Annotated in this window: 24 protein-coding genes and 4 pseudogenes; 10 read left to right on the top strand and 18 right to left on the bottom strand. The window is 71.0% G+C overall.

The window, feature by feature from the left end:
* Positions 1-2 precede the first annotated feature (2 nt).
* The 8 genes from ACH4ZX_RS34985 to ACH4ZX_RS34950 form a co-directional block, all read right to left on the bottom strand.
* Positions 3-776 carry a cyclase family protein gene (locus tag ACH4ZX_RS34985; RefSeq protein WP_398281927.1) on the bottom strand — a complete coding sequence of 258 codons (774 nt, stop codon included), beginning with the start codon at positions 774-776 and terminating at the stop codon, positions 3-5.
* The gene (gene ilvE / locus ACH4ZX_RS34980) at positions 773-1747 is read right to left on the bottom strand and encodes a branched-chain-amino-acid transaminase (RefSeq protein WP_398281924.1); all 975 of its coding nucleotides are present in this window, start codon (positions 1745-1747) and stop codon (positions 773-775) included. The genes ACH4ZX_RS34985 and ilvE overlap by 4 nt, the downstream gene beginning before the upstream one ends.
* Positions 1747-3366, bottom strand: coding sequence for an FAD-dependent monooxygenase (locus ACH4ZX_RS34975; RefSeq protein ID WP_398281921.1), 1620 nt, complete (start codon positions 3364-3366; stop codon positions 1747-1749). The genes ilvE and ACH4ZX_RS34975 overlap by 1 nt, the downstream gene beginning before the upstream one ends.
* Positions 3363-4625: a tryptophan 2,3-dioxygenase gene (locus tag ACH4ZX_RS34970; protein WP_398281918.1), complete on the bottom strand. Its 1263-nt coding sequence runs from the start codon at positions 4623-4625 to the stop codon at positions 3363-3365. Before ACH4ZX_RS34970 ends, ACH4ZX_RS34975 begins: the two co-directional genes overlap by 4 nt.
* Before the next feature lie 85 nt (positions 4626-4710).
* Positions 4711-5853: an aminotransferase class V-fold PLP-dependent enzyme gene (locus ACH4ZX_RS34965; RefSeq protein ID WP_398281915.1), complete on the bottom strand. Its 1143-nt coding sequence runs from the start codon at positions 5851-5853 to the stop codon at positions 4711-4713.
* A complete protein-coding gene (locus tag ACH4ZX_RS34960; RefSeq protein ID WP_398281912.1) occupies positions 5850-6569 on the bottom strand; it encodes a tryptophan 2,3-dioxygenase family protein in 720 nt (239 codons plus the stop codon). Before ACH4ZX_RS34960 ends, ACH4ZX_RS34965 begins: the two co-directional genes overlap by 4 nt.
* Positions 6566-7846, bottom strand: a complete 1281-nt coding sequence (locus ACH4ZX_RS34955; protein ID WP_398281909.1) for an acetyl-CoA carboxylase biotin carboxylase subunit family protein — start codon at positions 7844-7846, stop codon at positions 6566-6568. Before ACH4ZX_RS34955 ends, ACH4ZX_RS34960 begins: the two co-directional genes overlap by 4 nt.
* Positions 7847-8028: 182 nt before the next feature.
* A complete protein-coding gene (locus ACH4ZX_RS34950) occupies positions 8029-9375 on the bottom strand; it encodes a hypothetical protein (protein ID WP_398281906.1) in 1347 nt (448 codons plus the stop codon).
* Positions 9376-10052: 677 nt separating this feature from the next.
* On the opposite strand from ACH4ZX_RS34950, the pseudogene ACH4ZX_RS34945 reads away from it, so the two are divergent.
* Positions 10053-10310 (top strand): annotated as a pseudogene (locus tag ACH4ZX_RS34945) (transposase); the annotation flags it as partial.
* Between the two features lie 123 nt (positions 10311-10433).
* Here ACH4ZX_RS34945 and ACH4ZX_RS34940 read toward each other — a convergent pair.
* A pseudogene (locus ACH4ZX_RS34940) lies at positions 10434-10574 on the bottom strand (integrase core domain-containing protein); the annotation flags it as partial.
* Positions 10575-10662: 88 nt separating this feature from the next.
* A pseudogene (locus ACH4ZX_RS34935) lies at positions 10663-11425 on the bottom strand (IS30 family transposase); the annotation flags it as partial.
* Between the two features lie 70 nt (positions 11426-11495).
* Between ACH4ZX_RS34935 and ACH4ZX_RS34930 the strand changes: the two are divergent.
* The 3 genes from ACH4ZX_RS34930 (at position 11496) to ACH4ZX_RS34920 (ending at position 13291) form a co-directional block, all read left to right on the top strand.
* Positions 11496-11843, top strand: a complete 348-nt coding sequence (locus ACH4ZX_RS34930; RefSeq protein WP_398281903.1) for a transposase — start codon at positions 11496-11498, stop codon at positions 11841-11843.
* Positions 11840-12382, top strand: a complete 543-nt coding sequence (locus ACH4ZX_RS34925; protein ID WP_398281901.1) for a hypothetical protein — start codon at positions 11840-11842, stop codon at positions 12380-12382. Before ACH4ZX_RS34930 ends, ACH4ZX_RS34925 begins: the two co-directional genes overlap by 4 nt.
* 762 nt (positions 12383-13144) lie before the next feature.
* Complete coding sequence (locus tag ACH4ZX_RS34920) at positions 13145-13291, top strand: hypothetical protein (RefSeq protein ID WP_398281898.1); 147 nt, start codon at positions 13145-13147, stop codon at positions 13289-13291.
* A gap of 204 nt (positions 13292-13495) precedes the next feature.
* Here ACH4ZX_RS34920 and ACH4ZX_RS34915 read toward each other — a convergent pair whose 3' ends face one another.
* The 6 genes from ACH4ZX_RS34915 to ACH4ZX_RS34890 all read right to left on the bottom strand — a co-directional run bounded on the left by ACH4ZX_RS34915 (position 13496) and on the right by ACH4ZX_RS34890 (position 18818).
* Entirely contained in the window at positions 13496-13786 is a 291-nt protein-coding gene (locus ACH4ZX_RS34915; RefSeq protein WP_398281895.1) for a hypothetical protein, read from the bottom strand.
* Between the two features lie 79 nt (positions 13787-13865).
* The gene (locus ACH4ZX_RS34910) at positions 13866-14243 is read right to left on the bottom strand and encodes a fic family toxin-antitoxin system, toxin component (RefSeq protein ID WP_398281893.1); all 378 of its coding nucleotides are present in this window, start codon (positions 14241-14243) and stop codon (positions 13866-13868) included.
* On the bottom strand, positions 14243-14482 hold the full coding sequence (locus tag ACH4ZX_RS34905; protein WP_398281890.1) for a hypothetical protein: 240 nt from the start codon (positions 14480-14482) through the stop codon (positions 14243-14245). The genes ACH4ZX_RS34910 and ACH4ZX_RS34905 overlap by 1 nt, the downstream gene beginning before the upstream one ends.
* Positions 14483-14932: 450 nt before the next feature.
* Positions 14933-15289: a DUF6907 domain-containing protein gene (locus tag ACH4ZX_RS34900; RefSeq protein ID WP_398281888.1), complete on the bottom strand. Its 357-nt coding sequence runs from the start codon at positions 15287-15289 to the stop codon at positions 14933-14935.
* A 104-nt stretch (positions 15290-15393) separates the two neighbouring features.
* A complete protein-coding gene (locus ACH4ZX_RS34895; protein ID WP_398281885.1) occupies positions 15394-17844 on the bottom strand; it encodes a Helicase associated domain protein in 2451 nt (816 codons plus the stop codon).
* Positions 17845-17861: 17 nt separating this feature from the next.
* The gene (locus ACH4ZX_RS34890) at positions 17862-18818 is read right to left on the bottom strand and encodes an ankyrin repeat domain-containing protein (RefSeq protein WP_398281882.1); all 957 of its coding nucleotides are present in this window, start codon (positions 18816-18818) and stop codon (positions 17862-17864) included.
* A 224-nt stretch (positions 18819-19042) separates the two neighbouring features.
* On the opposite strand from ACH4ZX_RS34890, the gene tap reads away from it, so the two are divergent.
* From tap to ACH4ZX_RS34865, 5 genes and pseudogenes are all read left to right on the top strand, one after another.
* Positions 19043-21274, top strand: coding sequence for a telomere-associated protein Tap (tap, locus tag ACH4ZX_RS34885; RefSeq protein ID WP_398281879.1), 2232 nt, complete (start codon positions 19043-19045; stop codon positions 21272-21274).
* 15 nt (positions 21275-21289) lie between these two features.
* Positions 21290-21847, top strand: coding sequence for a telomere-protecting terminal protein Tpg (tpg, locus tag ACH4ZX_RS34880; protein WP_398281876.1), 558 nt, complete (start codon positions 21290-21292; stop codon positions 21845-21847).
* Between the two features lie 37 nt (positions 21848-21884).
* Positions 21885-23309, top strand: a complete 1425-nt coding sequence (locus tag ACH4ZX_RS34875) for a DNA-binding protein (protein ID WP_398281873.1) — start codon at positions 21885-21887, stop codon at positions 23307-23309.
* 216 nt (positions 23310-23525) lie between these two features.
* Complete coding sequence (locus ACH4ZX_RS34870) at positions 23526-23753, top strand: hypothetical protein (protein ID WP_398281870.1); 228 nt, start codon at positions 23526-23528, stop codon at positions 23751-23753.
* A gap of 12 nt (positions 23754-23765) precedes the next feature.
* Positions 23766-24098: pseudogene (locus tag ACH4ZX_RS34865) on the top strand (hypothetical protein); the annotation flags it as partial.
* Positions 24099-24121: 23 nt separating this feature from the next.
* On the opposite strand, the gene ACH4ZX_RS34860 reads toward ACH4ZX_RS34865, so the two are convergent.
* Both ACH4ZX_RS34860 and ACH4ZX_RS34855 read right to left on the bottom strand, forming a co-directional pair.
* Positions 24122-25696, bottom strand: a complete 1575-nt coding sequence (locus ACH4ZX_RS34860; protein ID WP_398281867.1) for an MFS transporter — start codon at positions 25694-25696, stop codon at positions 24122-24124.
* 145 nt (positions 25697-25841) lie between these two features.
* A complete protein-coding gene (locus ACH4ZX_RS34855) occupies positions 25842-26216 on the bottom strand; it encodes a cupin domain-containing protein (RefSeq protein WP_398281864.1) in 375 nt (124 codons plus the stop codon).
* A 74-nt stretch (positions 26217-26290) separates the two neighbouring features.
* Between ACH4ZX_RS34855 and ACH4ZX_RS34850 the strand changes: the two genes are divergently transcribed.
* On the top strand, positions 26291-26764 hold the full coding sequence (locus ACH4ZX_RS34850) for a MarR family winged helix-turn-helix transcriptional regulator (protein WP_398281861.1): 474 nt from the start codon (positions 26291-26293) through the stop codon (positions 26762-26764).
* Positions 26765-26941 lie beyond the last annotated feature (177 nt).

The raw sequence follows: 26941 nt of genomic DNA, 5'->3' as shown, positions 1-26941 counted from the left end.
CGTTACGCTCCTTCCGGGGTCTCGACGAGGGCCAGGACCCGGGCCGGGCTGCCGGATCCGCCGACGATGGGCAGGGGGCTCGCCAGCAGCAGCGCGCCGGTGGGCGGCAGCATGGCGAGGTTGCGCAGTTGGGTCAGGCCGTACTTGCCGGCGCCGTGCAGATACCAGTGACACGGGTACGGCGGTTCGAAGTCGCCCGCCAGCCCGGCGTCCGTGCCGACCGTCTCCACGCCGAAACCGGCCAGCGAGGTCTCCTCGGCCAGCCAGCGCGCGCAGTCCGGGGCGACGCCGGGCGTGTGCCGCTCGTTGATGAAGCGCTCCGGGTCGCCCGCCCGCGCGTCCCAGCCGGTGCGGTACAGCAGCCACCCGTCTTCGGGCAGCGGCCCGTGCTCGGCCGTCCACGCCTCCACGTGCTCGCGCCTGAGCAGGAAGTCCGGGTCCTTCTCCGCCTCCGCGCTCATGTCGATGACGGCGGCCGGAGCGACCAGGCGCCCCGGCGCCACCTGTCCGACGTCCTCCCCGCCCCGGCCGGACAGCCAGTGCGCGGGGGCGTCGAAATGCGTTCCGGTGTGTTCGGAGAGCCGGATGTTGTTCCAGTACACCGTGGGGCCCGGTTCGTCGAAGTTGCTGATCACCTCGCGGCTGAAGGGCCACGGCTGACCGCGCTCCGGCGGCAGGCAGATGATCGGGGTGTGCTCGGACAGCGGCGCGGTCAGGTCGACCACCGTCACGGTGCCGCCGCGCAGGGCCGTCCGAAGTGCGGCGAGCACGCTCATGCCGCGCTCCCCTCGGGCGCGGCCTGCCCGGCCGGCGACGCCGTGCCGGCGGTGACCGGGGTGCACCACTCCGGGTGCTTCCCCCGCGCGCGCACTGCGTCGTCGTAGTGACGCTGCAGGGTCCGGGTGAGTGGGCCGGGATGCCCGTCCCCGACCGTGATCCGGTCGATGCTGGTGACGGGCAGCAGCTCGGACATCGTGCCGCACAGGAACAGCTCGTCGCAGACGTAGAGTTCGGTGCGGTCGATCTCCCTGCGGTGCAGCGGCAGGCCGAGGTGCTCCTCGGCCAGGGTGGCGACCGTGTCGACGGTGAGCCCTTCCAGTACCCCGCTGGTGCCCGGCGGGGTGAACAGTTCGCCGTCGCGGACCATGACCACGCAGGAGCCGGGCGCCTCCGAGACGGTGCCGCGTGCGTTGAGCAGTAGCGTGGTGTCGTAGCCGTTGCGCAGCGCCTCGTGGTGGGCGAGCCGGCTGTTGTGGTAGTTGGCGCCCGCCTTGATGCGCGGTGGCATGGCGTCGTCGCTGATGCGCCGCCAGGAGGAGATGCAGGCGGCCACACCCCGGTCGTGGGCGAGGGAGCGCGGGACCGGCGTCGAGGTGATGTGGACGCCGGTCTCGACAGTCGTGGTCATCGGGTCGAAGTTCGGCCCCATGCCGAAGTAGGCGACCACGCACACATGCGCGTCGGTGCCGAAGTCGTTGGCGAGCACCAGGTCCTCGCATGCCCGTGCGAGCTCCTGGGGCGTGTACTCGATCTCCATGCGCAGGCTCTTCATGGAGCGCCACAGCCGGTCCAGGTGGTCCTGCACGCGGAAGGCGTGCAGCCGCGCGTCGTCACCGGTGTAGACACGGATGCCCTCGAAGACGTTGGCGCCCCAGAAGGCGCCCTGGCTACGGGCGTGCACCAGGCACTGGTCCCAGGGGACGAGCCGGCCGTCCAGCCAGGCGAACGGCGGGGGGGTCGCGGACATCAGCGGGTTCCTTTCACGAGGGGCCGCTCCCCCGCCGGGGAGCCGACGGCCCGGTGCAGCGCGGCGGTGAACTCGGCGCCGGTGCGCCCCCGGGCGGCGAGGTGGCCGTCCGGCCGGGCGAGCCACCAACGGCCGGCATCGGCTCCGTAGGCGGCGAGCAGGTCCGTGTCTCCGGTGCGGGCCACGATGGCGCCGGACGGCGGCGGGCCGGCGGCGGTCACGGGCAGCATCACCACGATCCGCACGGGCGGCTGCGCCGGGCGGGCGCGCACCTCCGCCACCAGGTCAGCGGCGGTCGCGGTGTCGGGAGCGAAGCACAGGGCGACGAAGCCGTCGCCGAGCAGCCGCCGCAGCCGGGTGCGCCGCCCGTCCGCCTCGACGATCCCGTCGCGCGCGAAGGCGCCCAGCAGCGGCTCGCCGGGAGCGGACTGCACCAGCGGGGAGTCCGCGTAGACGTACGGCTCGGCCATCCGGCCGCTGTTGACCCGGTCGCGAGCCCCGCTCAGCCGGTGCGACAGCGCCAGGACCGCCGAACGCGCCAGGCGGCGCATCCGGCTGGGCGGCACCATGAACCGGATGGTGGCCTCGGTGACGCGCAGGTTCTCCAACGCCGCCGCGTACCGCTCGGTGTGGTACGACTCCAGCAGTTCCTCCCCGCCCTGGCCGGCGTGGACGAGGGCGAGCTTCCAGGCGAGGTTGTCGGCGTCCTGGATGCCGCTGTTCATCCCGCGCGAGCCGTACGGCGGCAGGGCGTGCGCGGCGTCGCCGGCGAACAGGATACGGCCGACGCGCAGCCGCTCCACCACCCGCTGGTGGAAGCGGTAGGTGCTGACCCAGTCCACCTCGTAGGGGATGTCGCCGATGACGTCGCGCACCCGCCGGTCGAACCGGCCGTCGGCGCGTTCGGCGTCGATGTCGGTGTCCGGCGGCAACTGCCAGTCGATGCGCCAGATGTCGTCCGGTTGCGGATGCATCACCAACTGGCGGCCCGGGTTGAACGAGGGGTCGTAGTGGAAGTGCCGCTCCTTGGCCAGCGGCAGTTCCGCCCGGATGTCGGTGATCAGGAACCGGTCCTTGTGGGTGTAGCCGGTCCAGGCCACGCCGACCAGTTCGCGCAGGGTGCTGCGCACCCCGTCGGCGGCGACCAGGTGGCCGAAGCGCAGGGTGCGTTCGCCGTCGGCGGTGCGCGCCCGCACGGTGACCGCGTCCTCGTCCTGTTCGACGCCGGTCACCTCGTGACCCCAGCGGATCTCGCAGTCCGGGTGGGCCTCGGCGGCCTGCAGCAGGATCTGCTCGATGCGGTACTGGGAGATGTTCACGAAGGGCCCGAAACCGGGGCCGTGCGGGTACTCGGCCGACCTGATCACCTTGTTGCGCACATAGGTGCGGGCGACCGTCCAGGTCACTCCCTCGTCCTTGACCGGTTGGCCGCAGCCGAACTTGTCCAGGACTTCCAGGACGTCCCCCTGGATCAGGCAGGCCTTCGAGCCCTGCTTGAGCAGGCCCGGGTCCGCCTCCAGCACCATGCAGGGCACGCCGAGCGTCGCCAGGCGCAGGGCGGCCACCAGGCCGATCGGCCCGGCTCCCACGATGCCCACGGGCGCGTCCAGTCCGGTCACGATGTCGTCACCACCCCTTCGCTCTGCACGACGCCCGGCGCGTCGACGTCGACACTGCGGAAGACCGGGATGTCCCGCACGGACCTGAGGTACGGGGTGCCTTCGGTGTAGCCGGTGCCGCTGGCCGTGCCGAGCATGCGCACGGCCAGGCGGTAGTGGGTCTGCCGCCAGCGCATCAGGGTGCGGGCGAACTCCGCCATCACCCGGCGCAGCCGCTCGCACTGCTCCGGCGTCAGGTCGCCGGACCCGCAGGCCTCCTGGTAGGCGTCGTCGAGCGTGCGCGGCGTGCCCAGCACCCGGGCCCGGACGTCGGGCACGGAACGGTAGGCGGGGGAATCGACGCGCTCGCCGTCGGGCGTGCGGCACAGCGACTCCACGATCTTGTAGTTCCGCGACTGGATCGCGCTCGCCCCCTCGGTGAACTCGCGGAACGTGCGGAACGACTCGATCTGCATCGTCGCCAGCATCGAGAACAGGGGCGCGGACTCGCGCAACGCCGTCTCCGAACCGTCGATGAAGTGCAGGGCGCGTTCCTCGCGGCGCTCTCCGAGCGCCTCGATCGCGGCCCGCAGTTGCACCGCGAGCAGCGCGAACGTCGTCTCGAACGCCTGCAGCACCCGCAGGAAGAGGTACTCGTCGTGGCAGGTGTCCACGGGCAGCACACCCAGCCGGACGGCCTGCCGCTCGGCCAACGACATGTCGGCCGTCACCATCGAGCAGGCCTGGCGGACGACTTCCACGGGGTCGGCGGCGACGAGGCCGCCGTCCAGGGCCATGCGGCCCAGGGCCGGCCGGATGGCCCGCAGTCCGTGCCGGCACCGCTTGCCCACCAGTTCGGGCGTCGGCCGCATCCGGGGCAGCAGGGTGGTGGTCTCGTCCAGCGCGGCCAGTTCGAAGGCGAGCGCGTCGGTCACCAACTGCGCCACCAGCCGGTCGCAGCGGGAGCGGGCGAAGGGCGCCTGTTCCTGCGGGTCGTCCACCGCGGGGAGCTGAAGCAGACCCAGCGCCAGGTAGGTGGGGTAGTCGTAACGTTCGTCCGCCTTGTCCAGGGCGGTGCTCAGGAAGGACGCGAGCATCTGCACCTGCGGCCAGGGGGCGCGCAGCGCGGGCAGCCGCTCCCGTACCTCGTCCAGCAGGCGGAGCACCTTCGGGTCGACGAAGTGCTTGCCGACCTGGTGGTAGTGGCGGACCACGGCGTCGTAGGGGAACTTCATCGGATCGGGTTCGTGGAGCCAGCACTGCAGTTCTGCTTGTGGCATGGGACCTGCCGTTCGACCGGTGATCGGAATCGGTGGGGTTCGTGCTGTGCAGCAACCGCGGGCCGCCGCGGGGAGCCGTGCGCGGTCAGGCGCGGGCCTCCGCCGGTGCGACCGTGAGGCCGTCGAGTGCCGCGCACAGCGCGTCCACGTCGTCGGCGTTGTTGTAGTAGTGGAAGGAGAGGCGCACGACGTCACCGCGGGGACTCACCGCGATGCCGCGATCGGCCAGCCGCCGGGCGAGGCCCACGGGGTCCGCGGCGAGGAGCCCGAGGTGGGCGCCGCGTCTCTCGCGGGGCAGGATCCGCACCCGGTGCCCCTGTTCGGCCAGCCGCCCGGCCGCCAGGTCGGTGAGGTCGAGGACGTGCGCGTGGACCGCGCCGGCGTCCAGGGAACGCACCAGGCCGAGACCGGCGCCTGCGGCGTAGCAGGCGGGGACGGCGGGCGTGCCGGTCTCGAACCGGGCCGCCGTCGGTGCGAAGTCCAGGACCCTGGGGTCGAAGGCGAACGGGTCGACGCGGCCGAACCAGCCGGTCAGACGCGGCCGACGGGGCATGCGGTCCGGGTCACGCACGTACAGGAAGGCGAGCCCGGGCAGGCCCAGCAGGTACTTCATCGTGCCGGCGACGAGGTAGTCGCAGTCCAGCCGGGTCACGTCGACGGGTGTGACACCGACGGCCTGGTAGGCGTCGACGAACACGTCCGCGCCCGCCGCGTGGGCCGTCCGGGCGATCCGTTCGGCGGGCAGCCGTTCAGCGTCCTGGTAGCCGATCAGCGGCACGGACACCAGCCCGGTCCGCTCGCCCGTCAGTTCCTCGTACTGCTCGGCCGTTTCGGCGTGTACGACCTCGGCGCCACGGGGGCGCTGGGCGAGCCACACGTGCGCGACGGACGGGAACTCCAGCGTGGAGGTGACCACTCGGGGGCGGTCCCGCCATTCCAGCGCGGACGCCACCTGGTAGGCGCCCACCGAGGCGTTGGGCACCACCGCGACCTGGTCGGGGCGGGCGCCGATCAGTGCGGCGAACGCCTCGCGGGAGCGCCGCACCTCCTCCTCGAACAGTTCCCAGGGCGCGCCGCCGTCCGCCATGGCATCCAGCATTCGCGCCATGGCCTCGTCCAGGTCCAGCGACCGGGGGCCGAGACTGCATCCGGCCAGGTGCACGCGCCGCTCCAGGACGGGAAAACGTCTGCGGAAGGCCGCGGGGCCGGCGGGCCGGGCCGGGCTCATGCCGGCTCCGTCTCGTGGGATCGGCCCATCGGGCCCGTCAGGGTCAGCTCCGTGCGCACGGCCCACAACTCGGGGAAGAACTTGTACTCGATCAGCCGGGCCAGGACGTCCACCGGAGTGCCCTGCGTGCCGACCACCTGCGTGCCGATGATCCTGGTGGTGACCTTGTAGTGCCGCACCCGCCACAGCGAGACCCGCTCGTCCCATTCGACCAGGGCCTCGGCCAGCCGGTGTTCAGGGCTGCCCTGCCGGTCGCGGTACAGCTCGGCGAGGTCGATGTCCCGTTCCTTGACCAGGGCGGTGAAGTCCCGGTCGAGGGCGCGTCCGCAGCGCTGGACCGATCGCCAGCCGGGTGAGTCCGCACCGGAGCCGTGCCCCAGCACCGTACGGATGGTCTGGAAGTCCCACGGTGACAGGTGGCGCATCATCTCCAACTGGTCCGTGACGAGTTCGATGCCGAGACCGGCCCGGCGCAGCAGGCCGACGGCGGCGTCCAGCTCCCGGGCCCGGATCCGCGCGGCGGCCTCCTGCAGCTCGGAGCCGGCCAGTTTCAGCCACAGTTCGGTGGACTGATGGACGACCTGGAAGAGCAGTTCGTCCCGGTGGATGACCTCGTCGGGGCGCCGCTGAAGCGACAGCAGGGTGTCGGTGCGCATGTAGCGCGCGTAGTCGTCCGCGCCTTCGCCGTCCAGGATCTGTTCGGAGTAGTCCCTCATCGTGACACCTCGGGTATGCGTACGGTCATCGGCTCTACGGGTTCGGCGCGCACGCGAAAGCAGGACGCCGTGGCGGTCAGCGCGGTCTCCACCTCGGCACTGGAGGTACCGCGGAAGCGGAACCGGCCGCCGACGTGCTCGTAGTAGGCGTCCGCGGCGGGCAGCACCTCCCCGGGGCGCAGCAGGGCCTCCGCGTACGGCCCGGGGCTGCGGCCGGCCATGGACGTGGCCTCGGTGATGACACACGGACGGTCCGCGGGCGCGGGCACCAGGAGCCAGCCCGCGACCTCGCCGTCCTCCGCGGGGGGCGGGTCGGCCGGCCGGCGGCCGAGCTGGAGGTCGCACGCGGCCCGCATCAGGTCGTATCCGTGCACCTCGCGCCAGACGAAGGGGATCTCCGCGCCGCCGACCCGGGCGCCGACCTCCAGGAACGAGCAGGAGACGGTGTCGTCCCGGCGTTCGACGAACAGCTCCAGGTGGAAGGGGGTCGCGGTGGTGGTCAGCGCCCGCAGGTAGGCGGTGGTGGCCTCCGCGACCGCCCGGCGGACATCGGGGTCGTCCTCCTCCACCGAGCCGAGGAAGGTTCCGTCGTCGCGGAAGCCGAGGCAACTGTTGACGTACCGGGAGGTGCGCAGGCACGTGGGGGTCCGGCCGTCGAAGACGCCGTCCACGTGGTGTATCGGGTGCGGGTTGAACGCCTGCGCCAGCAAAGGCCGTTCGGCCGGATCGGGCAGGTCGGCCAGGTCACCGGGGCCGCGCAGGACGACGACGCCCTCGCTGGAGCCGCCGACCCGTGGCTTGACCACCAGCGGCCAGCCGGCCCGGCGGGCCAGGGCGAGCACCGACTCGGGCCCGGACACGGCGGTGAACGCGGGCACCGGCAGTCCGGCGGCGGACACCGCGCGGCACATCACGTACTTGTCGCGGAACGCCACCAGGTCGGCGGTGCGCGGCCCGGGAAGGTCCCACTGCTCACGCAGCCGCGCGCCCGTCATCAGGTCGCCCTCCTTCAGGGCGACCACCCGGTCGGGCCGGCCGTGCCGCCGGGCGAGTACGGCCACGGCGGCGCTCACCTCGGCGAGGTCGTCGGTGGCGGTGACGGTGACGACGTCCGTCGCGGTGGGCGGGACGCTGCCGTGTCCGACGCTGGTGCTGACGTAGCTCACGCGGTGGCCGGCGTGATCCATGTAGCGGGCGTAGTCGGCGTACTGCTTCTGCCAGCGATTGACGACCACGATGTGCGGCCGCTCATCGGCATCCGGATGGTGTCCGGTCATGCCGCAGGCTCCCTTCACACGGCGCGGGGGGTATGGCGCCGTGATGCGGCCCGGGATCATGTGTGTCCCGGACCGGGGTGGACACGGAGTTGGGAGAGGGGGGATGGAGGGGGGCGGGCATGGCCGCGCGCGGCCATGCCGGGGACTCGGCGGTGCCCGGACGGCGCCGTGCGCCGCGGGAGTCAGGGGGTGGTGAAGACGCAGGTGCCGCGGGTGCCGGGGTTGGCGTAGGCGACGACGGCACCGTCAGCGGGTTGCAGGGCGCGCACGAACGCGCCCGCGTACCCCTCGGTGTCGAAGAAGACGCCCCAGTTGGCGACCCAGTCGCGCATCTCCCCGGTGTCCGCGTCGAGCACCGCCTCGGTGGCCGGGCGGACCCGTTCCTGCACCACGTGGTCGCCGTGGGCGCGGGCGCCGAGAGCGTCCCGCCACTGCTCGTCGGTGACCTCGTGGCCGACGACGGTGCCCACTCCGCCGTGCCCGACGCCCGGCTTGAGGACCAGGTTCACCCGGTCGGACAGGCAGCGCTCCAGCAGTTCGGCATGGTCGTCGGCACGCCGGTCACGGTCGCGGTCGTCCAGAAGCCTGGTCCAGGGGACGGCCCGGTCGACGACCGCGCACTCCGCGGCGGACAGGCTGCGGCGCACCAGCGGGTCGTGCAGCATCGCCAGACTGCCCTTGCTGGCGAACATGGCGCCCTCGAGTGAGGTGTACAGCACCGTGCGGCCGGCCCGGTGGGCGGCGAGCAGCAGGTCGAGGGTGTCGCGGGCCGACGGGTCGGCGACGATCTCGCTCGCGACGAAGTAGCGCAGGACCACGTCGAGGGGGGTGCCGTACAGGGTGATCCTGCCGTTCCGCTCGCCGAGTTCACCGATCTCGCCGAGCAGCAGCCGGACCCCGTGGCCGAGCATCGCCTCCTGCAGCGCGGCGAAGACGTGCCGGTAGGCGGCCAGTCCGCCGTCGGCCTCGACGAGCGCCACCACGGGCTCGCCCGACGTGAGCGGTGCGGCCGCGGCGCGCAGCGCGCGGGCGAGCCGCTCGACGGTGTCGACGTGGCCGAGGCCGTGCCGCTCGGCGAACTCCCGGAAGGCCGGCGCCTGGAGGAAGGCACGGTTGAGCTGCGCCGAGTCGGTGCCGCCGAGTTGGCTGCCGATGTTGAGCTCCAGCAGCCGGAACGAGGTGCCGTCGTGGTAGGCGTCGGCCCTCGCGTACACCGGCGGCTGCCCGGTGGCGCCCCGGGACATCAGCCCGGCGACCTCGGGATCCATGCCGAGGGCGGCGCAATAGCGCAGCGGATCGCCGTCGTAGAGGCGTGCCGGCAGGGACACCAGAATGTCGAATACGGCCCTCAGGTCGTCGGCAAATGCGGAGATCTCCGCTTCCGGGACGAACAGCGGACGGTCGAGCAGCAGCTTTCCGTAGGAATTCGCGTAGGTCTCGGGCAGGGACAGTTCACGTGCCGTGCGGCGAAGTCGTGAATCCTCTCCCATGCATGCGCCGAGGTATTTTTCCGTGACGCGGTTGGACACCTGTGGAGCTCCTTTGCAGCAGCGTGAGGGCAGAGTCGACGTCGGAACTTCCGCAGCGCGATGCGAACGGCACCGGCCTGCGGGGGGAGGCGACATGCCTCAGACGTCGGCGCGACGCGCGAAGGAAGGAGCCACGTGGATACACTCCCTGGAAATTACCTGCACGTTCATATATCCCCCGTTGAACGAACCCGGCCGTGCAAACGAGCAAAGTGAAACCGCAGCCGCCGAAGAACGTCAAGTGGACCAGGTGACACCGGGCGGGCCGTGGCTCAATTCCACCACCGCCCGAAATCGGATATTCCCCCCTTGTTCTTGGCTCCGGTACGGCCGGCGGACCGCCGACCCGAGGGCTTGGTCGCGGACAAAGCGCGGCGGGTCGCCCGGGCGGCCGTTCCGCTTCTGTGCGGCCGCGCGGGAGCGGCCGTGCTCCTTGGGGCAGCCTTTGCCCGCCTGCTGGCCGAAAACCACCCCCGCTCGAGTACCGCCCGAGCCCCGCTTCAGCGCCGCCCGAGTCCCCCTCGGGCACCAGGCTGGAGGCACGTGCGGACGGGCGCGCGCCTCGGCCATGTCCGGGAACGGACCGCGCCGGTTGCTGGGTACATGACGAACACAGCACACGCGCCCCGCAGGCCGGCCCCGACGACTCATGCTGCGCGGCCGCGCCCCCGGAGCAGGTGATCCGTTTCCTGGCCGGGGCCTCGCCGCGTAGCCTGCGGGGGCTGATTGCTCCGCTGGAGCGCAAGGACGGCTGGACGCTGACCGAGGAGGCCGGTCACGACGGCCCGGACCGGCTTCCAGAAGAAGGGCCTGCGGTCGGCCGGGGTGCAAAGGCAGTACTCCGGAACCCCTGGCCGCACCGAGAACTGCCAGATCGGTTCCTCGCCTACGCCACCGGCCGCAGCCGCACGCTGATCGACCGGCGGTTGTATGTCAATCCCCTCGCAGCGTGGAGACGATCTATGCGGCCAGTCCCTGGCGAGGGGGGCTCGGTATTCACGTTCGTAGTCGATCGGGCTCTTGAACCCGCATACGCTGTGTAGCCGCCTGGCGTTGTAGAAGTCGGTGATCCAGGTGGCGATCCTGATCCGGGCCTCGGTGCGGGTGGCGAAGGTGTGCCGGTGGACGCACTCGACCTTCAACGCGCTGTTGAACGCCTCGCTCACGGCATTGTCGAAACAAGATCCGACTCTGCCCATGGACTGGGTGATGCCCAGCTTGCGGCAGGCCCGCTGGAACTTCCGGGAGCAGTACTGACCAGGTTCAACCAGTCTTAGCAACACCGGCTCATTTCATCGATAGTGGATGGTCGTTGAGGGCCTCGGCGGGCGTCTTCCGACCGAAGCTCTTCCGGGGCCGGCTGTTGAGCGTGGCAGCGACCGCCTCGATATCCTCAGCCGCCCATCGAGAAAGGTCGGTTCCCTTCGGGAAGTATTGGCGCAACAGGCCGTTCGTGTTCTCATCGGTGCCGCGCTGCCAGGGGCTGTGCGGGTCGGCGAAGCAGGCCGGGATGCCGGTCTCGATCGTGAACTGGGCGTGTGCCGACAGCTCCTTGCCACGGTCCCAGGTCAGCGACCGCCATAGTTGCCCGGGCAGGGTGCCGGCCGTTGCCGCCAGCGCGTTCTTCATCGGCACCGCTCCGTAGCCGGTCGGCGGCGGACCGTTCTCGGTCCGGGGAACCGTGCCGTAGCCGTCCTCGCGGGGAAGGTGGACGGGCAACGTGAATTCGGGTGGTGCGCTCGACCAGCGTGCCGATCGCCGACCGCTCCAGTCCGATCAGAAGATCGCCCTCCCAGGGTTCCGGAACGGCCCGGTCGTCGGCTTCCGCCGGCCGTTCACTGATCAACACCTCGGGCGTGACGTGGGCCCACGACGTCCGCTCGGACCGGGCTCGGGGCACCCGCAGGGCCCTGCCGGTGCGCAGGCAGGCAACGAGCTCACGCTTGAGCGTTCCCCGGCCTTCGATGAACAGGGCCTGATGGATCGCCTCGTGGCTGATCCGCATGGACTCATCATCGGGGAAGTCGGCCTTCAGTCGGTTCGCGATCTGGGGACCTGTCCCCGAGTGGTGGACACCTCTGAGCCCGGCCCCGCCAGGGGCCGGGGAGGAGGGTTCTCTTATGGTGATGAAGGTCTACTCGCCCGAGTTCAAGGCGGACGCGGTCGCGCTGTACCTGTCGGACCCGAGCCATACCTTCGAGGGCATCGGCAAGGACCTGGGGATCAGCCGGGAAACGCTGCGCAACTGGGTGCGGGCCGAGCGGGCCCGCCGCGGTCCAAGCGGCGCCACGAGCACGAACACGAAGGACGTCCCGGTGAGCGAGGCCACGAGGCAGGAGCTGGAGGCCGAGATAGCGGCCCTGCGCGCGGAGCTGAAGACCGTGCGCAAGGAGAACCAGAAACTGGCCACCGAACGGGACATCCTGCGCAAGGCGACGAAGTTTTTCGCACAAGAGATGACCTGGTGAACCGCTGCCAGTTCATCGAGGACCACCACCGCGCCTGGGGCGTGAAGCGGTTGTGTCAGGTGCTGGAGGTGGCCCGCTCCAGCTTCTACAAGTGGCGGGCCGGCCGCGCGGCCCGCGCCGCGCGCGAGCGGGCCGATGCTGAGCCCACCGTTGATGAGTGGGCCGCAGCCCGGGTGCCGGCCACACAGGCGGAGAAGGCCGCCGCACAGCGCCTGCGCGATGACGCGGCTCCCATTCTTCAAGGGCAGCAGTACATGGGCGACGAGGTGACCGTCACGTTCAACCCCTCGGCGCAGACGATGTTCGTCACCTTTGGCCCCGGCACCTATCCCGAAGGGCAGAGCTACCAGGACGATGCCGCCTGGACCGACATCGTCCGCGGTCTGATGTTCGGCAGCTGCGCAGAAGCCCAGCAGGACTTCCACGACGACATCACCTGGCCCTACGGTCGCGCCGCCGTCGTCTACCGCGAGTCGATGGCCAGCCCCCTCATCGCCGACTTCCGAGAGGTCACCCACACCGACAGCTGCCGCGTATAGCCGCACGCGCCACCGCGGAAACCGCGGGCTTGTCCTGCAGGACCGCTGCAGGCGCGCCTTCATCGGTCCAGTCGCCGTCGAACAGCGCTGCGACCAGGGCAGCGACCAGGGCAGCGTGCTCAGGGACAAGCTGCCCGGCCTGGTGCGTGGTGGCCCCGGCGAGCCAGGCGCCGATCTTGACCGTGTCGCCGTCGACACGGACGCTCTCACGGGCGGCGGGGGCGCAGCCTTCGCAATGAAGGATCACCGGCCGCCGCCACCAACGACGATCTCCCTGAGCTGGTCAACAACGATCACCACGCGCTGATACGACCATCACCAGCACCTCCACAGCCGATGGCACAGCGCCGTGGTCATTACCTGCGCGGGTGGGCTCCCGCCCCTGCTCGGAGGACCACAGGACGTGAGCCCTGCACCCTTTTCCTCCCGGGGGCGGACGGTCGGATGCACCGGCCTCTCGTGCACGTACGCCGGGCTCGAGCAAGGGGTCAGGCGTACGGCGGCTGCGACGGTGTGCCGGGCGTACGGGGCTGCCCGAACCAGTGGATCGCCGAGCGCTGGGTGAGCAGCACGACCACGCCGACGGCAGCGCCGAGCGGAACGACGCCTCGAGTCGTGGTTCGCCTCGACGCCCATGCCGCCAACGCGCGGCCGGGCGTTCACAGGTATCACCGCGCAACCCGCACGAGGATGCGCTGGCCTGGCCCCGCTTCAGAGCGCCGCGCACCGCTGCGGCCGCCGCGGCGAGGGTCCAGCGTCCTCGTGGCCGGCGATCCACAGATGGCCGAGGCGTACCGGCTGTCCGCGAACCTCCTCTGCGGTCACCTGCCCGCGGACGATCGCGAGGTCCTGCGCGATGTGATCGACGCCGACGTACGTCAGACGCACGCGTACTGGCGCCCCCGGTGAACGAGGCGCGTGCAGCCGGGAGGTGGTGCGTGAAGGGGCCGTGGTCCGCTCCCGCGCTCCCGGCCAACGAGGTGCAACTGACCGGCTTCCTGACCGTGTGCGAGGTGCCCGTGGCTGCGTTCGTCAAGTGCGCCGTCCAGGGCGAGTACAGTGCCCAGCAAGCTGAGAATCCGCCTGTGGGGGACGGCACTTCGGTTTCCGGCATCAGTGCTTGGCCGACGGCTCCTCGGTCTCCTCGTCGTCGGGCTCTTGATGTTTCTCCACCAACTGCTCGATCTCCTGGGGCACCCAGTACAGCGCGTCCAGGACCAGACCCCACGCCCGGTCCCGCAGCTCCTCCGGTACCTCGTCTTCGATCTTCTCCGCGAGCCTGTCGATCTTGGACTGGGCGTCATACTCGGTGCCCGTAGTCGGCGCGGTCATCACTGCCCACACCAGCCGGCCCGCCCCGGCCGCCACTCGGCCTATGCTGCCGAGCACCGAGCCCACATCCATCTGCGCTTCCTCCCCTGGTGGTTGGTGTCCTGCCGCAGCGAGGCCCACCCCGGTGTGCGGGGCGGGCCACCGAGTTGCTTCAGGTAGTGGTGGGCCAGGCCCGCAGCAGAGCGGCGATCCTCCCGGCCGTGCAGCCCGGGTCCAGGAGCAGGTCCTTGAGAGCGATCGCATCCTCGCGGGCGGGCTTGACCGTGATTCCGGCGGCCTCGAGGTACATGACGCCGGTGGCAGCGGCGACGGCCAGGTTGGAGCGCTCCAGCCAGCGGCACCGGCCCAGGGTGTGCACCAGGGCGGCGGCCTTGGCGTAGGGGCCGCCGTAGACGGACTGCTCGAACAGCTCGGCGCGGTGGCGGGCGACCGCCGAGACGGGAACGCCGTAGTCGTCGGGGGCCGGATCGTTCGCCCCGGCAGCCTCGGCGACTTGCAGGATCCAGGGAACGTCGATGTGCAGTTCCATCAGGCCGCACGTGCTCCCCTGGGCGTTTGCTGGGCGTGTTCGGCCTCGTCGAAGACCGCCTGGTGGTCGGCCAGGAAGCGGGCGGCCGCGTCCACCGCTCGGGCGCGCAGGCCGCTGGCATCGTCCTGTACCAGCCGGGCCAGGTAGTCCCCGATGCTCAGTCCCAGGTCGGCGGCGCGTTTCTTCGCGAGTTCCGCCACGTCCTCATCCACGCGCGCGCCCAGCTGCGTCTTCGCCATACCGGCATGGTAACAGTTGTTACCATGCCAGGGGACGGCTACCGGAACGGTGGTCTTCCTCCATCCAGCCCCCGTCGAAGAGGGCGGGCGGCCAGACGCTCATGACCAGCGTCCAGGTGGCCGGCCCGGTGCTTACAGCAAGATGGGCTCCGGTCTTGCCCGTGTCGCCGCCGGCCCGGGTGGCCTCAGGAACGGCGGGAACGCAGCATTCACAGCGGCGGAAGAGCTCCCCTGGCCTGCGCGGTCCGCTCGCAGGTGCGACGCGTGCGGCGGGCGGGGTGAGCAGGCTGTCGAGAGCCGAATCAGAGAGAGATCACCAGCCGCTGCCGGCAGGATGGGGCAGCGCGCCCGGCGGTGAGCTGGCGGTGCGGTCAGGAGCCGATCTTCACCCCAGCCAGGAGGGTGTCGCGGGTGAGCGCAGCGGGGTCGGCGCCGCCGACGCAGCCGGCCTCACCCGGGAAGACGCTCCATCCAGGTCTCCAGAGTTGCTGTCATCGCTCGCAGCTCTTGAATGAGTCCCAGGACGTCGTCCTGGCTGGACAGCCGACCGGCCTCGCCGGTCACCTCGACCTCGATGTGAGGCGATCTCGGTGCGCCGTCCGGACATGTGCCGGATGTCAGGGTCAGCATGACCTCCAGCCAGCCCGCCCGGCCATGGCGGGGAACGGCAAGGCCCGGCCCCATCACCATGTGCACAACGTCCTCAAGAGACGCGACACCCGCGTCTCCTCGGTGCTTCCAGTCGCACCAAGCAGGGCAGGTAAAGGGCGGAAGGGCGGGTTGCGCGGTGGCGGTGTCCACGATCATGCATCCTGCCCGTTACGCCATTGTCTGCGCCGGAAGGCACGCCGGGATACTGCCCGTGAGCCGAGGGAGCGACATAGCCAGGACTGAGCGCGATCGGGCCGGAACTACACGAGGGCCGCTGGAGCAGCGTTCTCGTCGGTCCAGTCCCCGTCGAAGAGGGCGTCGACCAGGCGCTCGTGACCGGCGTCGAGCTGCCCGGCGCGGTGCTTGGTGCGGGCCTTGGCGAGCCAGGCGCCGATCTTGACGGTGTCGCCGTCGACGCGGATCGTCTCGCGGGCGGCGGGGGCGCGGCCTTCGCGGTGGAGGAAGAGTTCCAGGAGCTGGACGGTCTCTTCGAAGGTGCGGCGGGTGCGGCGGGCCGGGGTGAGGGGGTTGGTGTCGGGGGTGAGGCCGAGGGCGGTCATCAGGTGCTGCTGGCCGGGGTGGAGGGCGGGCCAGGTGGTCAGTTGGCGGTAGAGCCAGGAGCCGATCTTCACGCAGGCCAGGAGGGTGTCGCGGGTGAGGGCGGCGGGGTCGGCGCCGGAGGCGAGGTGGGTGTGCAGCAGATGGTATTTGCGGTGCCAGTCCGCGCCGTGCGGGAGGCGCCAGTCGGGGGCGAGGGCGGTGAGGGCGTCGGCGCGGGCGGTATCGAGGGTGTTTTTGGTGGCGAGGTGGCGTTGTTCGGCGAGCCAGGCGCCGACGGGGGTGGTGGCGGGGGCGGCGAGGTGGCCGTGGGTGCGCAGGTAGTCGGCGGCTGCGGCGAGGCGGGCGCGCCAGGCGGCGTCGTGTTTGTCCCAGATCATGCCGAGGGCGTCGAGTTCGGCGGTCCAGTCGGCTTCGAGGCGGCCGGCTTTGGCGGCGTCGCGCATGGTGGTGATGAAGGTGCCGAGCCGGTAGCCGGTGGGGTCGGTGTAGTCGGTGGGCACGTCGAGGTGGCCGTGTTCGTCGCGGTAGGACTGGGCGGCTGCCAGCCCCAGGCGGCGGGAGCGGGAGACGGCCGGGTCGCGGGGGTCGAAGGAGACCAGGTCCATCGCCTGGGCGATGCGTTCGGGGTGGACGGTGAAGTCGAAGTGCCAACGGCGCTGAATGACATCGCTGGTCTCGCGGGGGAGGCGGTTGGCCTTGTCCGGGAGGCGTTCGAGGATGCGGTGGTCGTGGCCGGCCAGTGCGCAGGCGATTGCCCACACCGGCTCGTACGCGGTGCCGAGGATGTTCTCGCCGTCGGCGCCGGGCGGGACGTAGACGGGGACGATCAGGCTGGCAGTCTTGCCGGAGACATCCAGGCGCAGGGCGCGGCCCAGGGCCTGGACGCAGCGGATGACGCTACGGGTGGGGTCGGCGAAGACGATCGCGTCGACGCTGGGGATGTCGACGCCTTCGGCGATCAGGCGGGAGTTGGCGAGGATCGCGCAGTCGGCCGCGGCGAAGGCTGTGAAGGTGTCGGCGCGCTGGGCTGGGGTGTGCTCGCCGTGGGCGAAGAACAGCTCGGGGGTGATGTCCGGGACGAGGTCGGGGTCGGTGCTGGCCAGCAGGCGCAGGGTGTGCGGGAGTTCGCGGCCGAAGCGGCGGGCGTCGGAGACGAGGTTGAAGTAGACCAGGACCTTACTCAGACGGTGTTCGGTCATGGCGCGCAGGACGGACAGGTGCAGGGCTGTGGTGCGCAGCGCACCGTCGTCCCCCTGTTCGCCGGAACCGGCGGCGGTGTTCGCGGTCGTGCCCGGGGCGGGCATGTTCAGGCGGCGGCGCAGGTCGGTGTCGGTCAGGGTGGGCACCACGATGCGGTAGTCGGCTGCGCGGCCGTCGGCCACCGCCTGGGCGAGGGGGTACTCGAAGACCTTCTTGCCGTAGACGGCCTCGTGGTCCATGGAGTTGGCGAACGCGTCCACGTCCATGTCCCGGTTCGGCCCGGTGGCACGGCGGCGGGGGCGGGTGGTGTCGGCGGACTCCGCCAGCTCCGGGGCGAGGAAGGTTCGGGGGGTGGCGGTCATGTAGAGGCGGCGGTCCGCGCGGATTTGCTGCGCGTCGTTGACGATTGCCCACTTCTTGTCGGCGCGGCCGGCGATCCGGTGGGCTTCGTCCATGACCGCGAGGTCGAACGGCGGCACCGCGTACCCGGTGCGCTGGGTCTGCTCGATCTTGTCCAGGGAGTCGTAGGTGCAGATCACCGTCAACGCACGGATCTGGTCCTCCCTCTCCCCCACCACCGACATCAGCCCGCCCAGCGCGTGCGGGTTCGTGGTCGACATGACCCGGGCCGCGACCAGGTCGTCGCGGCCGCTGGTGTCCAGGGAGGAGACGATCACCATGTGCTCCAGGTGATGGTCGCGGCGCCAGGCCAGCGCCGTCTGCGCGGCCAGGTCCAGGGTGGGGACCACGAACAGGATCAGCCGCGCGCCGAGTTCGTCCGCCACCCGGATCGACACCAGCGTCTTGCCGGTGCCCGTCGCCGAGACGAACAGACCCCGCGTCCCCGCGCGCCGCAGATGCTGTGCCAGCCGCTTGACCGCCTCGGCCTGGTCGGGAAAGAGCCGCGCGCGCTCAGGGCGGCCGGGGCGCGGCCATTGCGCCACCGTCATGTCAGCTCCTGTCTGAGTCAGAGACTCCAGTAGTCGCGGCGGGGCAGTTCGACCCACACATCGGGCGGTCCGGTCACGGCGCGCCTGTCGGTCGGGCGCAGGCCTGCGAAGGCGCAGGCGTAGGCGACGGCGTCGTGCTGGTAGAGGTAGGCGGCCAGCACCTGTGCGGAGGTGTCGTGCTCGTCCGGTCCTCCGCCGGGGTGCAGGTCTGAGCCCTCGATCGTTCCATGCCTGGCGATGCTGCCCTGGTTGCCGCTCTTGGGATTGGCGTAGAGGCCGTAGCAGAGGGTGCCGGCGGACAGCCGGGCCAGTACGCCCGGCATCTGCGGCGCGTATCCCCATGGCTGGGTGACGACGCAGCCGCCCGGCACGGACGTCACGCCGATGATGTGCAGGCTCTCGTCCATGTCGTAGGCGTAGGGGTCCTCCAGCAGTTCGTCGGTGAGTTCACCGTCCGCCGGTGTCGCCTCAAGACGGCGCACCGCCTCGGCCGCGTCGATACCGGCCACGCAGGCCAGGCCCGTGCCGTCGTAGTCGAACTCGCCCAGCGCCGTGGTGAGCCGATGGGCCTCCCGCACTGCCGCACGCTCGGTGCCGCTCAGGGACACCCCTTCCGGTACCGGGAACAGCTCGGGGGTCGGCCCGGCCAGACTCAGCCGCCCCGGTGACCAGCCGCCGAGTGACAGCCGCCAGGGATCGGCCCCGGCGGCGGCGAGCGCCCGTGCGTTGGCCGGCTTCCTGAACAGGACGGCTTCCCACAGTGCCGTCACCCCGTTCTCCAGCGCGTCCACGTCCGCAACCCGGCGGGCCAGTTCCGCGACAGCCTCCGGGGAGCCGAACACCGCTGCACGGTGCAGGGGCCGGCTCCCGTTCCAGCTCTCCGGATCGGCTCCTTGGTCCAGGCGTCGGCGGATGTCGTCGGCATCCGTCCAGTCCCAGCCCATGCCCGCCCAGCCGTCACTCGCTGCCGCCACCGCTCCCCCTTTGAACACGTCGCATGCTCTCGCACCACTTCGGTCACGCTCCCGCCTGGGAAAGGCAACGGCACGAGCGCACGCGCGCTCCAGGCCGCTCACCCGAGGTCCGTGACAGGACGCTATCACCCCGAACACCATCCGTGCGCTGAATGTACGTTATCCGTACGCTGTTCGTACGCGATGGGTGCGTTTCAGGGTAGGGTGAGGGGTGGAGGTGTCCCATGTCCGAGTTGTTCGACGCGGTCGACGCGCTGGTCGCGTCCCGTTCCCCGCTGCCGCCGCCGGCCGAGCGCAGGCGGCTGCGCCAGGCTCACGCACTCACCCTGGACGAGGTGGCCGCTGCCCTGGACGTGCGGCGGGCGACCGTCGGCGGCTGGGAGTCGGGCAGGACCGAGCCCCGCCCGCCGGAGCGGGAGGCGTACGCGCGCCTGCTGAAGCAGCTCGCCGAGCTCTACCCCGCCCCCGAGAGCACCGGCACCCCGCCGAAGGACACAGACACCGCGGCGGCACAGGCCGTCACCCCCGCCCCGCCCGCGGCATCCCCGCAGCCGACGGGCGGGGCGCCGGAAGCCGCCGTACCGGTGGCCGAGGAGTCCCCGGCCGCGGTCGGCGCACCGGCCGCCGTGCCGCTGCCGCCGCGCACCGGACGGGCCGCCGGTCCGCGTCGCCCCGCTGCGCCGAAGGCCGCCCCGGCGGACACCCCCGCCCCCGGCGGGGCGTACGCGCACGGTCCGCTGCTCGTCCTCGATGCCGACTCCGAGCGGAACGTGACGGGCTACGGCGTCGGCGGTCTGATCCTGGACGTGCCCGCCAAGTCGCTGCCCGCGCTGGTGGAGTGGACGCTCACCGAGGCGCAGTTGGGGTCGCAGAGGCTGCACGGCTCGGGGAAGGACGGCGACCCGCTGCTGGTGCTCACCGAAGCGGCGTGCAAGCGGTACGGCCTGCCCGCCGCCTTGTCCGAGTCCGAGCGGCTTGCCGGACGGCTCCCGGAAGGACACAAGGTCATCAAGCAGCTCCAGCGCGCCGACTGGCAGCTCACCAAGCGCGGGCTGGGGCCGTGGGCGCGGATCTACCGCCCCGCCCAGGGCGGCCGCCGCAGGTGCGTGCAGTTGTGCATCCCCTCCTGGCGCGCCCTGGACGAGCGCTCCTGGGGCCATGCCGCGCAGCTACCGCCGCCGGAACTTGCCCGGGTGCTGGGCGTGTACGCGGCCCGGGTGATGACGCCGGTCGGATCCACCGCCGTCACGGGACTGCAGCTGATGACCGCGCTCGGCCCGCCCACCCGCGCGAGCGAGCCGGATGCCGACGGCAGGCGGCATCGCGAGCACCGGCCCGGCTCGCTGGGTACGGAGCCGATGGATCCCGCGCCGTGCGAGGCGACCGACGGCCACCCCGTCCTGGCCCACCTGCCCCGCTTCCACGTACGCGGCCCCGGTGAGCGGCTGTTCGAGGAGGCCTACGACTGGGCGCGGGATCTGACCGATGCCGAGTGCATGCGGCGGCACCTGGTCGGCATCGACGTCAACCTCGCCTTCGGTGCGGCCGCCAACGGCGCCGTCGTCGGCCTGGCATCGCCGCCCGTGCACGTCACCCGCCCGGTCTTCGATGCGGCACTGCCCGGTTCCTGGCTGGTCGACCTCTCCCACGTCGACCTCTCCCGGGTGAAGGTCGGCAAGCAGTGGCGCGACCTCGACGCCGCGCTGCTGCCCAGCCCGTTCACGCCGACCGGCGAACGCCCGACGGGGCCGGCCTGGTACGCCACGCCCACCGTGGCGTACGCCGTCGAGCTCGGCTACGACGTCGCACCGCTGGAGGCCTGGGTGCGCGAGGACAGTGGCCGGTTCCTGGACGGCTGGTACAAGCGGCTGCGCGATGCCTACGTCGCCACCATGGCAGACCTCGGCATCGCGGAGAAGCTCTCCCCGGCCGAGTTCCTGCAGGCGATGGACGGCTACAAGAGCCGTAATCCGGAGCTGGGAATCGTCGTGGACGCGGTCAAGATGACCGTCAAGGGCGGCGTCGGCAAGCTGCAGGAGAAGGCGCGCGGCGGCGGCTGGAAGCCGGGGCAGGCGTGGCCCGCGCTCGCCCGGCCGACCTGGCGCCCGGACATCCGCGCCACCGTCATCTCCCGGGCGCGGGTCAACATGCACCGCAAGATGCTGAATCTGGCGGCGGCCACCGGCCGTTACCCGGTCGCGGTCCTCTCCGACTGCGCCGTGTACGCCGCCGACGGGCCCAGCCCGCTGGATGTCCTGCCCTACGACCGCGACGGCAAGACGGTGCCGGGCTCGTTCCGGCTGGGGGTGTCTCCGGGGATGGTCAAGCACGAGGGCACCCAGAGCATGCTGTGGGGTGCGGACGTGCTCGAGCAGCTCAGCGCCGACGGCCATGTCGCCAATCTCGCCCGCTACATCAAGACCGGCGTGGTCACCGCCAGGGACACCGGAGAATAGGGAGCGTTACAGGCGATGGTCACGGTCGGGGAAGAACTCGACAAGGCGGTGCAGACGGCGTTCACGCGTCCCGTTCCCAAGTCCGCCGGGGCGCAGATGCGCTACCTCGTCAAGAAGCACGGCGGCCGGACGATGCCGGTGGCCGAGCTGCTCGGCATCAGCCGGCGCACGGTCGAGCGGTATGTCAACAACCAGTTCAAAAGGCCCCGGCCGGAACTCGCCGGCCGGCTGGAGCGTGAGGTCCGCGCACGCTGGCAGCCGCAGATCCGGGCCAGAGCGAAGCGGGCCGCGGCCACCACGAGCGGCATCATGATCGATGTGCAGGCCAGCTTCGGCTACACCGCCGCCGTCGGCAGCACCGACCAGGCCCGCGTGCGTCACCTCACCCTCGCCCTGCCGCCCCATCACGCCGCCCGCCTCCTTGCAGCCCAGGAGGCCGGGATCGACGAGGACGACCTCCGCGAACTCGCGGCCGAGGCGCTGGGTGAGGTGTACTTCCGCGACGGCGGCCGCCGCGCCCACGGCCTCGAAGTGGAACTCAAGGACATCGTCGACCTGCAGTTTGAGCTGTAGGCGGTCAGTGCGCCGCGGTGTGGGGGAGCAGGAACGGATGCCGGAGAGAATTGTGGCAGCAGGAGCGTTACGGACCGTGCCGCTGGCCGGGGAGCTGACCGCGTCCCTGATCAACCGGGCCGCGGACCGCTACGGTCTGCCGGCCGCCGGGCTGCTGCGGCTGTGGACGTGCCGCAACTACCCCGCCCGGCACGTGGGCGGCGGTGCGCGGGCCGACTCGAAGATCGTCCTCAACGCGGCCGGACGGGCTGTGCTCGCCGAGCTGTGCGGCGTCCAACCGGCAGTGCTGGCGCGCGCGCTGCCCGCCTTCACCCTGGACGATCCCAAGATCAGCACCGGCCGGGACGCCGCCCTTGCGCAGGCGCGGTGGCGTTCGGCGGGCGCGGCAGCGGGCGAGGCGGCCTTCGCCTGCCGGTCGTGCACCGCGCGGCGCACCGGGCAGAGGGTGCGGGCGGTGCGGTATCTGCCGCGCTGGCGGCGGGTGTGTGCCCGGCACGGGCGGTGGCTGCTGGACGCGGACGCCGACCAGCCGCTGGAACACCTCGACCTGCGCGGTGTCCCGGAGGTGGCGGCCGCGCAGCGGCGGTGGGCGGGGGTGGCGCGCCGTGCGCAGCGTGCCGGGGCAAAGGACGGGGACGTGTTCGCCCTGGCACACGCGGTTGTGGCCCGGTGGTGGGAGGAGGCCCTGCACTGGCAGCAGGAAGAGATCTGGCCGCACCGGCTGCACCAGGTGGCGGGCGGCAACGCCGGACCGGATCTGGAGCGGTGGCGGATCGTGGGCCGGGACGCGGTCGTCTTCCCCGAGGTGGTGGCCGTGGCCGACGCACTGCTGGACCCGGCCATGGCCGAACTGGTGTGGACGGACAGCGGCGCCGGGCGGCCGCGGCCGCTGCCCGCCGACGGGGCATTCTGCCGCCGGCTGGGCGAGCGGGTGGGACGCAACTGGCTGGGGCCGCTGGTGGCGGTGGACCACGGCGGGCCTCTACTCGCCTGGATGGGCGCCGTCTTCCGCCGGCGGCGCAGTGCGGGCGGGCCGCCCGGATGGAGGGACGATCCCTGGCGCCTGCCCCGGGAACAGCAGCCCGCCACCATGGCCGGCCGGCTGCGCGCCCTGACGGCCGAGACGCAAGAAGGCGGCTCGGGCACCTCATGGCGTGCCACCGTGTCCGCCGAACACCGCTTCCACATCACCCAGTGGGTCAAGGAAGCCGGCGAGCAGCTGGTGGAGCTGCGCGGCGTGCACAACGGCACCACCGCCGAGGTGGCCCGCACGCTGCTGGAGCACCTCGGCCCCAGCGCCGCCCTGATCGACCAGGCCCTCGTGCACACCGCCGCCGCGGCCGTCGCCGCCGGGGTGGCGCTGGAGGATGTCGCGGCGTGGTCACGCCTGCCCGCGAGGGAGCTGGCGGAGATCCTCACCGCAAGCCAGGATCAGGACCGGCCCGCTCAGCGGCCGGTGTGACGTCTCGTCCGGGCCGGCCGCCCGGCACAAGCCGGCCTCGACCGGGCGGCCCGCGGTGAGCCGGTCCGGAAAGTGCAGAGATGCGCACTGACACCGGCACGTCTCAGAAAGCATCCTGGCCCCGCGCGCGTTCCAACCGGCTTGTGGCGCAGTGCAGTTGTGGTTACCGGCCGGTTTGCCTGCGCGCCATGGCCAGTATGACGTTGTCTGGAGTACGTGATCATCGACAGCAGCCAGGACGGCGTACGGTCCGGCTTACCCACCGTCGTGCCCGGCGCCTCCCCCGTGCCGAAACCGGGCACCGTGGAGGCGGAGTTCGCCGGGGCGGACGGCCAGCTGGTGCAGCGCCGCTGGACGCAGGCCGCTGTCGCGGTGCGTTTCGAACAGCTCCAGCCGGTGGCGGCGTTGCCGGTGGTGCCGGGGCGCCGGTGGGGGCCGGGCTGATGGTGGTCGGCCACCACCGGGCTGCACGTCACGCACGGCTCGCAGGCGATGTGCACGCAGCTGATGGCCTTGGACCGCGACCCGCGTGTGTTGGGCCTGGCGGCGCGGCCGGTGCGGCCGATCTGGGGTGATCCCGGCAGCGGGCGTGTGCTGACCTGGGTGCCGCAGCTGTTCGCCCGCTACACCGACGGGGGTGCTCTGCTGGCCGACTGCCCCGCCACGTGCGAGCCCGCTGGGGACCGTGCTGCGCGCGCGGCCGCGGTACTTGGGGCGGCGTGTGCGACGGCGGGATTCACCTACCGGCGCCTGATGCCGCCGGACAAGGCGGTGGCGGCGAACGTCGTGTCGTGCCGCGGATCTGGCCGTCGTCAGGCTCGCGCTCCTGGGGTGTCTGCGGCCTCCGCAGCGGGCTTGGGCGCTGGCGGCATGGGCGGCTTCGGGGCCGTCTTCGGCAGCCAGCGTATGGCCAGGGCTGCGGAGAGCAGGGTGACGCCGACAGCCACGAGCATGGTGACCTGCATGCCCGACAGGTAGGTGTCGACGGCTTTGTCGATGAGTGCGGGTGCCTGGTCTCCGAGTTTCGCGGCGTCGATCGCTCGCAGGGTACCGCCGATAGACCCGGCCGCCTCCTCGCGCAGGGCTTCCGGAAGCGCGTTCGCCGATTCCTCCATCCCCGAGCGGTACACCACACCGAGGATGCTGCCGATGACAGCGACGCCCAACGCTCCAGCGACCTGACGGATCGTCTGCGACACGGCCTGCCCGGCGCCTGCCTTGACGGGGGGTACTACGGACATCAGTGAGGCGGTAGCCGGAGCCATGATGCAGCCCCAGCCCAGACCGAGGATCAGCTGCGCCACGGCAAGCAGCCAGATCGGCGTGTCGGCGGTCAGCTGGCTCGTGATCAGGAAGGAGAGCGCCATGACCGCCGACCCCGCGGCCACAACAGCGCGCGGTCCGAAGCGCATCACGAGCTTGGGAGAGCGAGCCGACATGACCATGGAGCCCACGCCCATGGGGAGCATCAGAAGGCCAGCTTCCATCGGGGAGAAGCCGAGCACCGCCTGGTAGTAGAACTGCGTGATGAAGATGGCTCCAATGAGAGCGAAGAAGCAGAGCGCGATGACACCCGAACCGGCCGAGAACCGGGAGTTGCGCAGCAGGCTGACGTCCAAGGACGGTGCCGCCATCCGCGCCTCGATCACGACGAGGAGCGCGATCAGCATCACTCCGCCGACTATGGCGCCCAGTGTGTCCGCGCTCAGCCAGTCGTTGTCCTCACCGCCCGTCACGACGCCGTAGACCAGCAGACCGACCGCCGCAACGGAGAGCACCACACCGGCAGGGTCGAACTTGGCCGGGGCAGGGTTCTTGGACTCGGGGACGAGCCACACCATCAGAGCGATGGCTACGACGATCAGTGGAGCGTTGATGAGGAAGATAGACCCCCACCAGAACTGTTCGAGAAGGACACCGCCGAGCACCGGCCCCACGGCGAAGGCCACACCGGCAGCCGACGCCCAGGCCGCGATCGCCTTCGGACGCTCCATGGGCGGAAAGACGTTCATGATGATCGCCAGCGTGACGGTCGGTACGACTGCGGCCCCCACGCCCATGACGCTGCGCCACAGGATGAGTTCCGTGATGCTGCCTGCGTACGCACCCAGCACCGAGCTGATCCCGAAGATCGCCAGTCCGACGACGAGCGTCTTCTTCCTACCGAAACGGTCCGCACACACACCTCCGGTGAACAGGAAGGCCGCGAAGGTGATCAAGTAGGAGTCGAGGGACCACTGGAGCTCGGCGTTGGTCGCATCAAGGCTCTGCTGAATCGGATTGAGCGCCACATTGATGATTGTGAGGTCCATCACCACGATCAGTACGGTGATGGCGAGCAGAGCCAGGATCGCCCGGCGACGCCCGCTGCTGACTTTGGGATTCATAACTATCCTTGGTGGAGTTGCGGTTGATATCTGGCGTCTCCGGCTTCGCGCTCACGCCGGGACAGCGGAACACAGCCCGGAGCAGCGAACAGCCCGACCAGATCCAGCGGGGGTTGGCCTGGTCGGGCTGTTCAAGAGAGTGATCTCACTCCGCCCAGGCAAGCGGGATCTTGTTGTCACTGCCCGGCATCATGGCCTTGCCCCCGACGACCATGGCGACCAGTGCCTCCGCGGGGCCACTGACAGCCTTGAGCTGCCGCACGACACCCGCAGGAAGGATGAGCGCCTGGCCGGCCTTGACCTGTTCGGTCTTGCCGTCCACCTCGACCTCGAACTCGCCCGACAAAGGCATCCATACCTGCTCGCGGTCGATGATGTGGACCGGGGTGGACGCATCAGCCCCGAGCTCCACGCGCCAGGTGCTCACCTCCGCACTGCCCTGGCTAGGACCTGCCAGTCCGAACATCGAGCCAGCGGGTGTGATGGTCGTCCGCTGCTCGCTCTCGCTGACTACGTACATGGATCCTCCTGTGTAAAGTTTCTTTACTTGTGAGCGAGTAAAGCAACTTTACAGGGGTGTGTCAAGATGAAGCGATGGAGACACAAGACCCCCTCGCTCGCACCGAGCTCACCTTCCTTCTCGGGATGGCCTTCCAACTGGTCCTCTCCGAGTTTGTGAGCCGCCTGGACGCCTCCGGCTATGCCGAACTCCGCCCCATGCACGGACTGGTCTTCCGGGTGCTCAGGGGCTCCGGGGCCACGAGCAGCGAACTCGCCGAGCGACTCGGGGTCACCAAGCAGGCCGCCGGCCAGATCATCGGCGACCTTGAGAAGCGGGGATATGTAGAGCGTCAGCCACACCCCGCCGGTGGGCGACGCAAGCTCGTCGTGCTGACGGCGAAGGCACTGGAGCACCTGGTCATAGCCGGAAGAATCCTGCACGAACTGGAAGCGCAGCTGACCAAGCAACTTCACGAGGCCGGTCTGCAAGTTCCACGAACCGAGCTCGCGGCCATCATCCGAACCTTGGCAGGAGACTCGATCCCGCCGTGGCGTCCAGTCTGGTGATGAGGCTTTCCCGGTTTGGTCACGTCCGCTGGAGTGGTGTATCGACGGCCACTCGGTGATCTCGTCTTTGAGGCTATGCGGTGTGAACCGTTCCGGGTTCGGTAGGGACTCGATCGTTTGAGAGGATCGAGTCATGGCACGTCCTTCCCCTTACCCGCTTGAGCTGCGCCGTCGTGC

Source organism: Streptomyces sp. NPDC020490 (assembly GCF_044335305.1).
Lineage (GTDB): Bacteria > Actinomycetota > Actinomycetes > Streptomycetales > Streptomycetaceae > Streptomyces.
The sequence above is the reverse complement of the archived record's forward strand: the minus strand, read 5'-3'. Positions and strand labels throughout refer to the sequence as shown.

Coding starts and splice junctions, on each gene's coding strand:
- ACH4ZX_RS34985 (WP_398281927.1), bottom strand. CDS start 776: ATGAGCGTGCTCGCCGCACTTCGGACGGCCCTGCGCGGCGGCACCGTG.
- ilvE (WP_398281924.1), bottom strand. CDS start 1,747: ATGTCCGCGACCCCCCCGCCGTTCGCCTGGCTGGACGGCCGGCTCGTC.
- ACH4ZX_RS34970 (WP_398281918.1), bottom strand. CDS start 4,625: ATGCCACAAGCAGAACTGCAGTGCTGGCTCCACGAACCCGATCCGATG.
- ACH4ZX_RS34965 (WP_398281915.1), bottom strand. CDS start 5,853: ATGAGCCCGGCCCGGCCCGCCGGCCCCGCGGCCTTCCGCAGACGTTTT.
- ACH4ZX_RS34960 (WP_398281912.1), bottom strand. CDS start 6,569: ATGAGGGACTACTCCGAACAGATCCTGGACGGCGAAGGCGCGGACGAC.
- ACH4ZX_RS34955 (WP_398281909.1), bottom strand. CDS start 7,846: ATGACCGGACACCATCCGGATGCCGATGAGCGGCCGCACATCGTGGTC.
- ACH4ZX_RS34930 (WP_398281903.1), top strand. CDS start 11,496: ATGGTGATGAAGGTCTACTCGCCCGAGTTCAAGGCGGACGCGGTCGCG.
- ACH4ZX_RS34915 (WP_398281895.1), bottom strand. CDS start 13,786: ATGGATGTGGGCTCGGTGCTCGGCAGCATAGGCCGAGTGGCGGCCGGG.
- ACH4ZX_RS34910 (WP_398281893.1), bottom strand. CDS start 14,243: ATGGAACTGCACATCGACGTTCCCTGGATCCTGCAAGTCGCCGAGGCT.
- ACH4ZX_RS34905 (WP_398281890.1), bottom strand. CDS start 14,482: ATGGCGAAGACGCAGCTGGGCGCGCGCGTGGATGAGGACGTGGCGGAA.
- ACH4ZX_RS34900 (WP_398281888.1), bottom strand. CDS start 15,289: ATGATCGTGGACACCGCCACCGCGCAACCCGCCCTTCCGCCCTTTACC.
- ACH4ZX_RS34895 (WP_398281885.1), bottom strand. CDS start 17,844: ATGACGGTGGCGCAATGGCCGCGCCCCGGCCGCCCTGAGCGCGCGCGG.
- tap (WP_398281879.1), top strand. CDS start 19,043: ATGTCCGAGTTGTTCGACGCGGTCGACGCGCTGGTCGCGTCCCGTTCC.
- tpg (WP_398281876.1), top strand. CDS start 21,290: ATGGTCACGGTCGGGGAAGAACTCGACAAGGCGGTGCAGACGGCGTTC.
- ACH4ZX_RS34875 (WP_398281873.1), top strand. CDS start 21,885: ATGCCGGAGAGAATTGTGGCAGCAGGAGCGTTACGGACCGTGCCGCTG.
- ACH4ZX_RS34860 (WP_398281867.1), bottom strand. CDS start 25,696: ATGAATCCCAAAGTCAGCAGCGGGCGTCGCCGGGCGATCCTGGCTCTG.
- ACH4ZX_RS34855 (WP_398281864.1), bottom strand. CDS start 26,216: ATGTACGTAGTCAGCGAGAGCGAGCAGCGGACGACCATCACACCCGCT.
- ACH4ZX_RS34850 (WP_398281861.1), top strand. CDS start 26,291: ATGGAGACACAAGACCCCCTCGCTCGCACCGAGCTCACCTTCCTTCTC.